This is a genomic window from Ornithinicoccus hortensis (assembly GCF_006716185.1).
Taxonomy (GTDB): Bacteria; Actinomycetota; Actinomycetes; order Actinomycetales; family Dermatophilaceae; genus Ornithinicoccus; species Ornithinicoccus hortensis.
On the sequence record NZ_VFOP01000001.1, the window covers coordinates 1,534,931 to 1,548,163 of the forward strand.

Sequence of the window (13,233 nt, forward strand, 5' to 3'; positions counted from 1 at the left end):
TGGGACTGTGGAACCGGCGGTCGGATCTGCGACGATGGCCCGGTGTTGGACCGCCTGAGCCCCCTGGACTCCTCCTTCCTCTACCTGGAGGAGTCCGTCACCGCCATGCACGTGGGGTCCGTGCTGATCTTCGAGACCCCCGAGCAGGGCTTCGACTACGAGGAGCTGCTGGCCCTGGTGGCCAACCGGATCGCCTACGTCCACCGCTACCGGCAGCGGGTCCGTCAGGTCCCCGCGGGGCTGGGCGGCCCGGTGTGGGTGGACGACGCCGACTTCGACCTGACCTACCACGTCCGGCGGTCGGCACTGCCCCGGCCGGGGACCGTCGAGCAGCTCGGGGAGTTCGTCGCCCGGGTCCAGTCCCGGCTGCTGGACCGGAGCCGGCCGCTGTGGGAGGTCTACCTGGTCGAGGGCCTGGAGGGCAACCGGTTCGCGCTGGTGACCAAGACCCACCAGGCCATGGTCGACGGCGTCACCGGCATCGACATCGGCCAGGTGATCCTGGACGACGCACCCAATGACGTCGTGCCCATCGCGCAGACGTGGTCGCCCAAGGAGGAGCCGAGCGACCTGGAGCTGCTGGCGCGCGCCGGGCTCGGGACCGCCACCAGCCCCCGGCGCCTGCTGTCCGGCCTGCGCGGGGGACTGGAAGACCTCCGGCATACCGGTGCCCGCGTCGTTGAGGCCGCCGGGCAGGCCGCCACCGCCCTGGTGCGCACCGCCGCGAGCCCCGCCCCGTCCACCCCGCTGAACACCACGATCGGCAACGCCCGCCGGGTCGAGCTGGTCGAGCTGGACCTCAAGGACTTCCGGACGGTGCGCAGCCGCCGCTTCGGCGCCACCGCCGACCACGGGCACGTGACGGTCAACGACGTGGTGCTGGCCACGCTCACCGGGGCGCTGCGGGAGTGGCTTATGAACCGCGGCGAACCGGTGAGCGCCTCGACCACGCTGCGGGCGATGGTGCCGTTGTCGGTCACCGACACCGCGGTCGACTCCCACGTCGGGGGCCCCGTGGTGGCCGCCTTCATCGACCTGCCCGTGGGTGAGCCGAGCACCGGGATGCGGTTGCGCCAGGTGAGCTACCGGATGAGCCAGCAGCTGCAGCACGGCCAGGCGGTCGGGGCGGCGGGGCTGGCGGGCCTGGCCGGGTTCGCCCCCTCGACGCTGCACTCGATGGCGGCCCGGTTGGCCAGCGCCATGTCCCGCCGGATGTTCAACCTGGTGATCAGCAACGTCCCCGGGCCCCAGGCCTCCCGGTATGCCGGGCACGCCCGGATGGTCGCCTCCTACCCGGTGATCCCGCTGGCGCGGGGGCAGGCGCTCGCGGTCGGGTTGACCTCCTACGACGGCCGGGTCTTCCTCGGCCTGAACGGTGACCGGGATGCGATGGTGGACCTCGACGTGCTGGCCGAGGCCGTCCACAGCGCCCTGGCCGAACTGGTCGAGTACGCCTGAGATGAGGAGCCGCCCGTGAGCCGCCACGCCCGGATCTACCTGCCGCTCTCCCCGGACCAGTGCCGGCAGCTGAGCACGGCACGCTCGGTGCCCGGACCGTTGGAGGGGTATGCCGTGACGCAGGCGGTCCGCACCTCCGACCCGCAGGGCGACGAGGAGTCGTGGGAGTTCGCGGCACTCCAGGACGCCGCGCTGTCCTGCGCCGTCCGGTCCGCGCCGGTCCTCGTGGCGGCCGCGGACCTGGACGTCGCGGACCTCGACGACTCCGCCCCGGCCGGGTCGCGGGTGCGGGTCACCGGGGCGTTGCCGCTGCAGCGGGTCGCCGCCTTCCACGTAGGTGACGACGTCCTCACGCGGCAGCCGCCGGCCCCGGCCGACCCCGGGTCGGAGATCGAGTTGTCCTGGTACGACACGACCGAACTGGACCACCTGGTTAGCCTGGTCTGAGAGACCGAACCGGGCAGACCCCATACCGCCGGAACACGGTGGATCGGGCCGCCCCGCCGACAGCACGGAAGGAAGTCATCGTGGATGCATTTGCCCAGGTACCGGACCCGGTGAACGAGCCGGTGGGGGATTACGCGCCGGGGAGTCCGGAGCGGGCCGAGTTGGAGGTGGCGCTGGCGGAGATGGCGGCGTCGCCGGTGGAGTTGCCGCACGTGATCGGTGGGGAGCCGGTGGCGGGTGAGGGCAAGGTCGTGGAGGTGGTGCAGCCGCACGCGCACGGTGAGGTGTTGGGGACCTTGCGCGACGGGACGGCGGCGGAGGCGACGGCGGCGATCGAGGCGGCGCGGGCGGCGGCGCCGGGGTGGCGGGCGTTGTCGTTCGAGGACCGGGCGGGGGTGTTGTTGAAGGCGGCGGAGTTGTTGGCTGGTCCGTGGCGGGCCCGGTTGAACGCGGCGACGATGTTGGGGCAGTCGAAGACGGCGTACCAGGCGGAGATCGACTCGGCGTGTGAGTTGATCGATTTCTGGCGGTTCAACGTGCACTATGCCCGGCAGATCCTGGCCGAGCAGCCGACGGCGAATGCGCGGGGGGTGTGGAACCGGTTGGACCACCGGCCGTTGGAGGGGTTCGTGTATGCGGTGACGCCGTTCAACTTCACCGCGATCTCTGGGAACCTGCCGACGGCGCCGGCGTTGATGGGCAACACGGTGGTGTGGAAGCCGGCGACGACGCAGCAGCGGGCGGCGTCGGTGGTGATGGACATCCTCATCGAGGCGGGGATGCCGCCGGGGGTGATCAACATGGTCACCGGGTCCGGGGTGGAGGTCTCGGACGTGGTGTTGGAGCACCCGGATCTGGCGGGGATCCACTTCACGGGGTCGACGCGGGTGTTCCAGATGTTGTGGGGCAAGGTCGGGGCGAACCTGGCCGGGTACCGGTCCTACCCGCGGATCGTGGGGGAGACCGGTGGGAAGGACTTCGTGGTGGCCCACCCCTCGGCCGATCCGGCGGTGTTGCGGACGGCGTTGGTGCGGGGTGCGTTCGAGTACCAGGGTCAGAAGTGTTCGGCGGCCTCGCGGGCGTATGTGCCGAAGTCGTTGTGGGCCTCGTTGCGCGACGAAGTGGCGCAGGTGACCGAGTCGATCCCGATGGGGGACGTGCGGGACCTGTCCAACTTCATGGGCGCGGTGATCGACAAGCGGGCCTTCGACAAGCACGCGAAGGTGCTGGAGCAGGCGGGTTCGGACGACGCGGTGACCGTATTGGCCGGTGGCACGTGTGATGACTCGGTGGGGTACTTCGTGCGGCCGACGGTGCTGGAGGTGACGCAGCCCTCGCACGACTTCCTGACCACGGAGTTCTTCGGGCCGATCCTGTCGGTGCACGTGTATGAGGACAAGGACTACGAGGCGATGCTGTCCCAGATGGAGTCGGTCGCGCCCTATGCGTTGACCGGGGCGGTGATCGCCCAGGACCGGGCGGCGATCGCCCACGCCAGCGAGGCGTTGCGGTTCGCGGCCGGCAACTTCTACATCAACGACAAGCCGACCGGGGCGGTCGTGGGGCAGCAGCCGTTCGGTGGTGCCCGGGCCTCGGGCACCAACGACAAGGCCGGTTCGGCCGCCAACCTGATGCGCTGGACCAGCACCCGGGCCATCAAGGAGACCTTCGTCCCGGCGACCGACTGGCGCTACCCCCACATGGGCTGAGGGCCCCCGGTCGCTGGCCGGCGAGGGCGCTTCACCCCGGAACCTGGCGCTATCGACCGGGAAGGTTCTGCTACGAAGCGCAGGATTATCGGGTGACCCGATAATCCTGCAGCCTGCCCACGCCCCCGGTCAGGAGTCCTGACCGAGGGACTCGGCGACGACCCGGCCCTCCAGGCGCACGGCGCGGACCAGGATCGGGGCGACGGCCTTCTCGATCTTGCCGCCGAGGAGCGGGACGTGGGCCTTGAGCTCGCCGTCGACCCGCTGGGTCGAGCCGCCGTCGGACGGTTCCAGGTCGATGCCGCCCACGAACTGCACGGGGGTGCCGGGGATCTCCACCTCCAGCGCCGCCTCGCGGGCGCCGTCCTCGCCGGCGGCGCCCCACCGCTGGGTCTCCACCACCTCGATGGTCTTGCCCACGAAGCTCTTGGCGAAGTCGGGCAGGCCGTCGCTGGGCAGGGAGCGCCGGGTCACGACGGTGACGGCGTCACCCTCGACCTCGATGGCGACGTCGTGGTCGGTCGCGCCGCTGCGGGTGCACTTCAGCTCCTGGTACTCCGTGGAGCAGAACAGGGCGAATACCTGGTCAGGTGAGGCCTGGTGCTCGATCGTCTCGGTGATCCTCGTCGTCATGGGGCAAAGGTAGTGGTCCCGGGGCCGGGTCGTCGCCCCCAGGGCCCTCCGGACCCGCCCGCAGCAGGTCGTATGCCGTGCCGAGACCGCGCAGCACCGCCCGGTCGCACTCGGCCCGGCCGGCCGCGGTGGTGGCGGTCACCAGCGCGACGGCGTGGTCCTGCAGGCAGTCCGCCAGGACCCCGGCGGCCTGCCGCACCCGGTCCAGGAGCGGACCGGTCGGGGCAGGGTCGGGCCACGGGCCGTCCAGCACGGCCGCCACCCGGCGCAACCGGGCCGCGAGGGCGCTGCAGGAGGCCCGGTCGTCGACGCCCGAGCGCACGCCGTCGACGACCACCCCGCGGCGCAGCCCCTCGGACCGTGGCGGCCACCGCAGTGACTGGGTCGGGGCGGTGCGGCCGTCGGCCAGGTCCACCAGGGCGTGGGCGAGGGCGTCCACCACGACGGTGAGACGTTGCTGGGCGAGCGGGTCCCCCAGGTCGGCGTCCTCACCCGCGACGTCCTGCGCCAGCCGGAGCAGACGGACACGGGTGGGCGTCGGCATACCGCCAACCCTACGGTGACCGGGCCACCGCACCCCGTCATCCCCAGGGACCCGATCAGCGCTAGGCTCGGCTCCGGGCCACACAGTCGTGTCCCGACAGACCTCGTCAGCTCAGGAGCGATAACCAAGATGACGTCCGACGACGCACTGTTGCAACGGTTCTACCAGCACGTGGCCACCCAGGACCTGTTGGGCAAGGAACCCGAGGTCAGAGCGGCGATCGTCGAGGGGGTGCGGAACCTGTCCGCCGGGCGGCCCGAGGGGGAGGCCGCGGTCCGGGTGTTCAACCCCGCCGACGCGACGGACGGCTGGACCAGCCGCTACACCGTCGTCCAGGCCTGCACCGACGACATGCCGTTCCTGGTCGACTCGGTGCTCGCCGAGCTGCAGCAGCGCGGGCTGGACGTGCACCTGCTCATCCACCCGCAGGTCGTCGTCCGCGCCGACGGGTCCGGTGCCGTCCTGGAGCAGGACGCCGCTCCCGACGACGGGGAGCGGCTGGAGTCCTGGATGCACCTGGAGATCGACCGGGTCCCGGAGGAGGAGGTCCGCGCCGAGCTCACCGAGCGCCTGACCGGGGTGCTGCGCGACGTGCGCCGGGCCTGCCAGGACTGGCAGGCGATGCGCGCCCAGGTCCGCACCGTGATCGAGGACATCGAGGAGTGGGTCCCCAGCGTCGTCGACCCGGACACGGTGGAGCCGACCCTGGAGTTCCTGCGCTGGCTGGAGGACAACCACTTCACCTTCCTGGGCTACCGCGAGTACACCCTGGAGACCCTCGACGGCGAGGAGGTCCTCGTCTCGGTGCCCGGCAGCGGGCTGGGGATCCTGCAGGACGAGGGCGCCGAGGAGGGGACGGTGAGCCGGCTCGGTCCGGAGGCCCAGGCGACCGCCCGCGAGGGCCGGCTGCTGACCATCACCAAGGCCAACTCCCGGGCGACGGTGCACCGGCCCGTCTACCTGGACTACGTGGGGGTCCGCAAGTTCGACGCCGACGAGAATGTGGTCGGCGAGCGCCGCTTCCTCGGGCTGTTCACGCAGAGCGCGTATGCCGACTCGGTCACCCGGTTGCCGGTGATCGGCGGCAAGGTGCGCAGCATCCTGGAGAGCAGCGGCTTCGCCCCGGACAGCCACTCCGGCAAGGACCTGATGGGGGTCATGGAGAACTTCCCCCGGGACGAGCTGTTCCAGGTGGACACCGACCTGTTGGCCCGGACCGCCCACGAGGTGCTCCACCTGCAGGAGCGGGCCGGCACCCGGTTGTTCGTCCGCAAGGACGAGTTCGGGCGGTTCGCCACGGCGCTGGTCTACCTGCCGCGGGACCGGTTCAACACCACGGTCCGGCTGGCCATCGAGGAGCTGTTGCGCGAGGCATACGGCCCCGAGTCGGTGGACTACAACACCAAGGTGGGGGAGTCCGCCCTGGCCCAGATCCACTACATCCTCCGGATGCCGCGGGGCAGCTCGATCCCCGACGTCGACCTGGACTCCCTCCAGGACAAGGTGCAGGAGGCCACCCGGACCTGGACGGAGCGGCTGGCCGGCGCCGTCGACGAGCACTTCGGGGACGCCGAGACCACCGGTGAGGTGCTGGCCCGCTACGCCGGGGGGATCCCGGAGGCCTACAAGGAGGACTTCGACGCCCAGACCGGCTTCGAGGACCTCAAGTTCGTGTCCACCCTCGAGTCCGGCGAGGTCCGGCTGCCGCTGCACGTGTATGCCGAGGCGGACCACGAGCCCGGCGCCCGGCGGCTCAAGGTCTACCGCAACGCCGAGACCTCGCTGACCGACGTCCTGCCGATCTTCAGCCACCTCGGGGTCCACGTCACCGACGAGCGGCCCTACAGCCTGGAGGCCCGCGACGGGACGACGACCTACATCTACGACTTCGGCATGGTCGCCGCCAGCGAGGAGGTGTGGGAGCCCGCGGACCGGGACGCCGGTGAGGTCGCCTCCGCCTTCGAGGAGGTCTTCGCCGCGGTCTGGAACAACCGGGCCGAGAGCGACTCGCTGAACGCGCTGGTGCTCACCGCCGGGCTGACCTGGCGCGAGGTCGTGATCCTGCGCACCCTGGTCCGCTACCTGCGTCAGGTCGGGGCCAACTCCCTGGACTACCTGGAGGAGGCGCTGGTCGCGAACCCGGAGATCGCCGCCCGCGTGGTGGACCTGTTCGCGGCCAAGTTCGACCCGGCCCGCGAGGGCGACCGGGAGCAGGCCTGCGAGGAGATCACCGGGGACATCACCGGCCTGCTCGACCAGGTCGCCAGCCTGGACCAGGACCGGACCATCCGGGGGGTGCTCGCGGTGCTGCAGGGCACGCTCCGGACCAACTACTACCAGGTGCTGCCCGACGGCAGCCCCAAGCCGCACGTCTCCCTCAAACTGTCGCCGCAGCAGATCGACCTGCTGCCCGAGCCGCGGCCCGCCTTCGAGATCTGGGTCTACGCCCCGCGCGTGGAGGGCGTCCACCTCCGGTTCGGCGCCGTGGCCCGCGGCGGCCTCCGGTGGAGCGACCGGCGGGAGGACTTCCGCACCGAGATCCTGGGCCTGGTCAAGGCGCAGATGGTCAAGAACGCGGTGATCGTCCCGACCGGCTCCAAGGGTGGCTTCTTCGCCAAGCAGCTGCCCGACCCGGCCCAGGACCGGGAGGCCTGGCAGGCCGAGGGGGTCGCGGCATACCAGATCTTCATCAAGGGCCTGCTCGACGTGACGGACAACCGGGTCGACGGTGCGATCGTGCCGCCCGAGCAGGTCGTGCGGCACGACGGCGACGACTCCTACCTGGTGGTCGCGGCCGACAAGGGCACCGCCAAGTTCAGCGACATCGCCAACGGCGTGGCCCGCGAGTACGGCTTCTGGCTGGACGACGCGTTCGCCTCCGGCGGGTCCGCCGGCTACGACCACAAGGGCATGGGCATCACCGCCCGCGGCGCGTGGGAGTCGGTGAAGCGGCACTTCCGCGAGCTGGGCCTGGACACCCAGTCCGAGGAGTTCACGGCCGTCGGCATCGGCGACATGAGCGGCGACGTCTTCGGCAACGGAATGCTGTTGTCCGAGCACATCCGTCTGGTCGCCGCCTTCGACCACCGGCACGTCTTCCTGGACCCCTCCCCGGACGCCGCGACCTCGTATGCCGAGCGTCGCCGGCTCTTCGACCTGCCCCGCTCGAGCTGGGAGGACTACGACGCCTCGCTGATCAGCGAGGGCGGCGGTGTGTACGCGCGCAGCGCCAAGTCCGTGCCGGTCAGCCCGCAGGTCCGGGAGGTCCTCGGGCTGGAGGAAGGCGTCACCTCGGCCACACCGGCCGAGCTGCTCAGGGCGATCCTGAAGGCCCCGGTCGACCTGCTGTGGAACGGTGGGATCGGCACCTACGTGAAGGCGTCGGAGGAGAGCGACGCGCAGATCGGCGACCGCAGCAACGACGCGATCCGGGTCAACGGCAAGGACCTGCGGGTCAGGGTCGTCGGCGAGGGCGGCAACCTCGGGTTCAGCCAGCGCGGCCGGATCGAGGCGGCGCGCGCCGGGGTGCAGCTCAACACCGACGCCATCGACAACTCCGCCGGGGTGGACACCTCCGACCACGAGGTGAACATCAAGATCGCGCTCAGCCCGCTGGTGCGGGAGGGCCTGCTGGACATGCCCGCGCGGGACGAGCTGCTGGCCTCGATGACCGACGAGGTCGCCGACCGGGTGCTGCGGCACAACTACGAGCAGAACGTGCTGATCGGCAACGCCCGGTTCCAGGGTGGTGTGATGGCCCCGGTCCACGAGCGGTTGATGACCGCCCTGGCCGACTCGGCGGGCCTGGACCGGGAGCTGGAGTTCCTGCCCGACACCGCGGCCCTGGAGGAGCGGGAGCAGGCCGGCGAGGGCCTGACCAGCCCGGAGTTCTCGGTGCTGGTGGCCTACTCCAAGCTGGCCCTGAAGAGCGCCCTGCTGGACTCGGAGTTCCCCGACGACCCCTACTTCAACGACACGCTGACCCACTACTTCCCGCAGGCCCTGCAGGACCGGTTCGGGGACCGGCTGGCCGAGCACCCGCTGCGGCGGGAGATCATCGTCAACGACCTGGCCAACGCGATGGTCAACCGGGGCGGGGTCACCTTCGCGTTCCGGGCGGCAGAGGAGACCGGCGCCACCCTGGTGCAGGTGGCCCGGGCGTTCGTGGTGTGCCGCGAGGTGTTCGGCCTGGCCGACTTCGTCGCGGCCGTCGAGGCGCTGGACAACAAGGTGTCGACCGCCACCCAGACCGAGCTCTACCTGGAGTTCCGCCGGCTGCTGGACCGCAGCGTCCGGTGGTTCCTGAACAACCAGTCCCTGTCCGGCGGCATGCCGGCCGAGATCGAGCGGTTCGCCGGTCCGGTCGCCACGCTGACCCCGCAGTTCAGCACCCTCCTGCAGGGCGTCGAGCGGGACCGGTGGACGGCCCAGCGCGACGAGGCGGTCGGTGCCGGGGTCCCCGAGGAGCTGGCCAACCGCTACGCCTCGCTGCTGGACTCGTTCTCGCTGCTGGACATCGTGGAGACGGCCGAGGACACCGACCGCCCGGTCGAGGAGGTCGCCGCCATGTACTTCGCGGTCTCCGAACGGTTCCGGATCGACGTCCTGCTCACCCACATCTCGCACCTGGAGCGGGAGGACCGCTGGGACTCGCTGGCCCGCGGGGCGGTGCGCGACGACATGTACGGCGTGCTGCGCGCCCTGGCCCGCACCCTCGTCCAGAGCACCGACGGGGCCGAGGGGCAGGACGCCCCGTCCCGGATCGACCGGTGGGCGGAGAGCAACCGGGAGGCGCTGGACAGGACCTCCCAGGTGCTGACCACGGTCGGTGGTCTGGACCAGCCCGGGCTGGCGCCCCTGTCGGTGGCGCTGCGCACGCTGCGCGGACTGGTCCGGCAGGGCACGTCGAACTGAGCGGGGGGCACGCGGGTACCCTGCCCGCATGCCCACGCTCCGTGACGTGCTCTCCGAGGTGGCCGCCCTGCCCCAGGCCGATGCGGAGTGGCTGCACCGGCTGGTCGGCGACTGGCAGATGGTGGCCGACCTGTCCTTCTCCGACCTGACCCTCTGGGTACCCGCGGGCAGGTCGGCGGACCCGGACTGGGTGCTGGCCTCGCACGCCCGGCCGTCGACCGGACCCAACTTCTACCCCGACGACGTCGTGGGGACCATCGCCGACGACCGGCGCCGACCCCGCCTCGAACAGGCCAGGGAGTCCGACTCGATCTCGCTGCCGGACGAGGTCGGCTACGTCCGGGAGCAGTACGTGCCGGTGGTCCGGGCCGGCCGGTCGATCGCGGTCCTGGTGCGGCATACCGACCTGCAGGCGATGCGCGCCCAGGGGGGACTCGAGGTCAACTACCTGCAGACCGCCCAGGCGCTGCTGCGGATGGTCAGCCAGGGTTCGTTCCCCGCGGAGAGTTCCCCGACCGGCGTCGGCCGCGGGACCCCGCGGGTCGGGGACGGCGTGGTGCGGCTCGACGCGGAGGGGCAGATCGAGTACGCCAGCCCCAACGCGGTGTCGGCGCTGCGCCGGCTGGGACACACCGACCAGGTGCACGGGGCGGACCTGTCCGAGATCGTCACCCGGCGGCTGCCGTCGGGGGTGACCGTCGACGAGACGATGCCGCTGGTGCTCACCGGACGGGCCCCGTGGGGCACCGAGATCGAGACCCGTGGGCTGAACCTCACGCTCCGCGCGGTGCCGCTGTATGCCGACGGTTCCCGGGTCGGGGCGCTGATCCTGATGCGCGACGTCAGCGAGATCCGCCGGCGCGAGCGGGAACTGCTCACCAAGGACGCCACGATCCGGGAGATCCACCACCGGGTGAAGAACAACCTGCAGACGGTCGCCGCGCTGTTGCGGTTGCAGTCCCGGCGGATGGAGGACCCGGCGGCGAAGGCCGCGCTGCAGGAGGCCGGTCGCCGGCTCACCACGGTGGCGCTGGTGCACGACACGTTGAGCCAGGGGTTCGACGAGACCCTCGTCTTCGACGAGATCGCGGTCCGGGTCGCCCGGGCCACCGTCGAGGTCGCGGCCCGGGGGACCCGGGTCACGGCGCTGCACTCCGGTTCCTTCGGCCGGTTGCGCGCCGAGGACGCGACACCGCTGGCCACCGTCCTGGCCGAGCTGGTGCACAACGCGGTCGAGCACGGCTTCAGCACCGAGCCGGGGGCGTTCGACTCCGGGACGGTGGAGGTGACCGCGCACCGGACGAGTTCCACCGAGCTGGGGGACCTGCTCGAGGTGACCGTGGCGGACAACGGGAAGGGTCTACCGGAGGGCCACCAGCCGGGGCGGACCGGGCTGGGGATGCAGATCGTCGACGCGCTCATCGCCGACCTGCGCGGCGAGATCCGCTGGGAACCGGCGAAGCCGCACGGGACCGTCGCGCGGTTCGTCGTGCGGCTTCGACCTGTGCCTGCGCCGGGCGGGGCCCGCGCCGGTTAGGCGGGCCGATCGGGCCCGGTCCTGCGGGGTCGGGGGCCCTGCCGGTCGCCCGCGGTCAGGTGTGGGGCAGCGTCAGCCGGCGCGGCGGGCGCGGGCCTTGCGGCGCTTCAGGGCGCGCCGCTCGTCCTCGGAGAGGCCTCCCCAGACCCCGGCGTCCTGCCCGGTCTCCAGCGCCCACTTCAGGCAGGTGTCCATGACCGGGCACCGGCGGCACACGGCTTTGGCGTCCTCGATCTGCTGCAGGGCCGGCCCGGTGTTGCCGATCGGGAAGAACAGCTCGGGATCCTCGTCCAAGCAAGCAGCGCGACTGCGCCAATCCATCTGGGTTGCTCCTTGTGTGTCACCCGGCGGGCGGACTGGTGTCCGTCCCGTCCGGGACTCGTGTTCGGTGGGGTCAAGTCTGTGGGCCGGCGGTCGGTACCGCGGCGGTCCTGCTGCGGTGCGGCTGTTGCGTGGCGGGCACTGCGTCCTGTCCAGGGTGGTCCCACCATTCCTCAGGGCGGGCACCGCATTGTGTCCGTGGGTCGTTCCATGCCGTCCAACGTCGTGGAGCAGCATGCTGTTCCCTCATACTCACAGGTCACTTCAGGGGGACACAAGGGTTTCGAGAGTATTTATTGGGTATAGAGATGAGGTTTCAATCACATCACGGATCGGTGACGGTGGGCAGCAAAGCGCGAGGTCAGCCGGTGGCCCACGGTGGGGCTCCCTCGGGCCGGCCACGCGCGGCCCGTAGGGTGGGTGGGCCGCGCAACCCCACGGCATACCCACACCGTCTGCGGGAGGACCCCATGACCCTGGCCATCAGCAACGCGCACGTGGTGCCCATCGAGGGCGAGCCGTTCACCGGGACGGTGGTGCTCGCGGAGGGCAAGATCGCCGCGCTGGGCCCGGACGTGGCGGTGCCGGACGGCGCCGAGGTGGTCGACGCCGGCGGCCGGTGGGTCCTCCCCGGGCTGATCGACGCCCACGTGCACCTGGGGGTGCACGAGGAGGGCGAGGGCTGGGCTGGCCAGGACACCAACGAGATGACCGACCCGGTCATGGCCGCGGCCCGGGCGCTGGACGCCATCAACCCGCGGGAGCTCGGCTTCGACGACGCGCTGGCCGGGGGCATCACCGCCGTCAACGTCAACCCGGGGTCGGGCAACCCGATCGGTGGGCTGACCGTGGCGCTGAAGACCTACGGCCGGTACGTGGACGAGATGGTGCTCCTCAGCCCGTCCGGTCTGAAGGCCGCGCTGGGGGAGAACCCGAAGCGGGTCTACGGGGACCAGAAGAAGACGCCGTCCACCCGGCTCGGGGTCGCCCTGGTGCTGCGCAGGGCGTTCACCGAGGCCCGCAACTACCAGGCCAAGGTGGAGAAGGCCGGCAAGGACGGGGAGGCGGCCGAGGGCCACCTGGTGTACCAGGCGCTCGTGCAGGTGCTCAACCGGGAGATCCCGTGGCGCCAGCACTGCCACCGGGCCGACGACATCGCCACGGCCATCCGGATCTCCGAGGAGTTCGGCTACCAGTTGGTGCTGGACCACGGCACCGAGAGCTACCTGCTGGCCGACCTGGTGGCCGAGAAGGGCGTGCCGGTGCTCTACGGCCCGCTCATCGTCAGCCGGTCCAAGGTCGAGGTCCGGGAGCGCTCGCTCGCCGCTCCCGGCATCCTGGACCGCGCCGGCGTGAAGGTCTCGATCATCACCGACCACCCGGTCGTGCCGATCGACCACCTGATCACCCAGGTGGCGCTGGCCGTCAAGGAGGGCCTGGACCCCGAGGCCGGGTTGCGCGCCGTGACGATCAACCCCGCCGAGGTCATGGGCGTCGCCGACCGCGTCGGCTCGCTGGCCCCCGGCAAGGACGCCGACGTCGTCCTCTGGTCCGGCGACCCGCTCGACCTGCGGTCCCGCGCCCTGCGCGTCTGGGTCGGCGGCGAGGAGGTCTACAGCTACGACGAGGAGCAGCGCACCGGCACCGTCCGCCCGCGGTAGGTGGAAGAC

9 protein-coding genes are annotated in these 13,233 nt (G+C 71.5%); 6 read left to right on the top strand and 3 right to left on the bottom strand.

The window, feature by feature from the left end:
* Positions 1-42 precede the first annotated feature (42 nt).
* The 3 genes from FB467_RS07215 to pruA all read left to right on the top strand — a co-directional run bounded on the left by FB467_RS07215 (position 43) and on the right by pruA (position 3,614).
* Complete coding sequence (locus FB467_RS07215) at positions 43-1,458, top strand: WS/DGAT/MGAT family O-acyltransferase (protein ID WP_141784497.1); 1,416 nt, start codon at positions 43-45, stop codon at positions 1,456-1,458.
* A 15-nt stretch (positions 1,459-1,473) separates the two neighbouring features.
* Positions 1,474-1,905 carry a DUF6912 family protein gene (locus tag FB467_RS07220; protein WP_141784498.1) on the top strand — a complete coding sequence of 144 codons (432 nt, stop codon included), beginning with the start codon at positions 1,474-1,476 and terminating at the stop codon, positions 1,903-1,905.
* Positions 1,906-1,985: 80 nt separating this feature from the next.
* A complete protein-coding gene (pruA, locus tag FB467_RS07225) occupies positions 1,986-3,614 on the top strand; it encodes an L-glutamate gamma-semialdehyde dehydrogenase (protein ID WP_141784499.1) in 1,629 nt (542 codons plus the stop codon).
* A gap of 129 nt (positions 3,615-3,743) precedes the next feature.
* On the opposite strand, the gene FB467_RS07230 is transcribed toward pruA, so the two are convergent.
* The gene (locus FB467_RS07230; RefSeq protein WP_141784500.1) at positions 3,744-4,247 is read right to left on the bottom strand and encodes a DUF2505 domain-containing protein; all 504 of its coding nucleotides are present in this window, start codon (positions 4,245-4,247) and stop codon (positions 3,744-3,746) included.
* On the bottom strand, positions 4,201-4,791 hold the full coding sequence (locus FB467_RS07235; RefSeq protein ID WP_141784501.1) for a hypothetical protein: 591 nt from the start codon (positions 4,789-4,791) through the stop codon (positions 4,201-4,203). The genes FB467_RS07230 and FB467_RS07235 overlap by 47 nt, the downstream gene beginning before the upstream one ends.
* 129 nt (positions 4,792-4,920) lie before the next feature.
* Here FB467_RS07235 and FB467_RS07240 point away from each other — a divergent pair, with 129 nt between their 5' ends.
* Both FB467_RS07240 and FB467_RS07245 read left to right on the top strand, forming a co-directional pair.
* Entirely contained in the window at positions 4,921-9,705 is a 4,785-nt protein-coding gene (locus tag FB467_RS07240; protein WP_141784502.1) for an NAD-glutamate dehydrogenase, read from the top strand.
* Positions 9,706-9,733: 28 nt separating this feature from the next.
* Positions 9,734-11,242 (top strand): sensor histidine kinase, encoded by a 1,509-nt coding sequence (locus tag FB467_RS07245; protein WP_141784503.1) that lies wholly within the window; start codon positions 9,734-9,736, stop codon positions 11,240-11,242.
* Positions 11,243-11,314: 72 nt separating this feature from the next.
* On the opposite strand, the gene FB467_RS07250 is transcribed toward FB467_RS07245, so the two are convergent.
* The gene (locus FB467_RS07250; RefSeq protein ID WP_141784504.1) at positions 11,315-11,563 is read right to left on the bottom strand and encodes a WhiB family transcriptional regulator; all 249 of its coding nucleotides are present in this window, start codon (positions 11,561-11,563) and stop codon (positions 11,315-11,317) included.
* A gap of 470 nt (positions 11,564-12,033) precedes the next feature.
* Between FB467_RS07250 and FB467_RS07255 the strand changes: the two genes are divergently transcribed.
* Positions 12,034-13,224 (top strand): amidohydrolase, encoded by a 1,191-nt coding sequence (locus FB467_RS07255; protein WP_141784505.1) that lies wholly within the window; start codon positions 12,034-12,036, stop codon positions 13,222-13,224.
* Positions 13,225-13,233: the final 9 nt, after the last annotated feature.

Coding starts and splice junctions, on each gene's coding strand:
- FB467_RS07230 (WP_141784500.1), bottom strand. CDS start 4,247: ATGACGACGAGGATCACCGAGACGATCGAGCACCAGGCCTCACCTGAC.
- FB467_RS07235 (WP_141784501.1), bottom strand. CDS start 4,791: ATGCCGACGCCCACCCGTGTCCGTCTGCTCCGGCTGGCGCAGGACGTC.
- FB467_RS07240 (WP_141784502.1), top strand. CDS start 4,921: ATGACGTCCGACGACGCACTGTTGCAACGGTTCTACCAGCACGTGGCC.
- FB467_RS07245 (WP_141784503.1), top strand. CDS start 9,734: ATGCCCACGCTCCGTGACGTGCTCTCCGAGGTGGCCGCCCTGCCCCAG.
- FB467_RS07250 (WP_141784504.1), bottom strand. CDS start 11,563: ATGGATTGGCGCAGTCGCGCTGCTTGCTTGGACGAGGATCCCGAGCTG.
- FB467_RS07255 (WP_141784505.1), top strand. CDS start 12,034: ATGACCCTGGCCATCAGCAACGCGCACGTGGTGCCCATCGAGGGCGAG.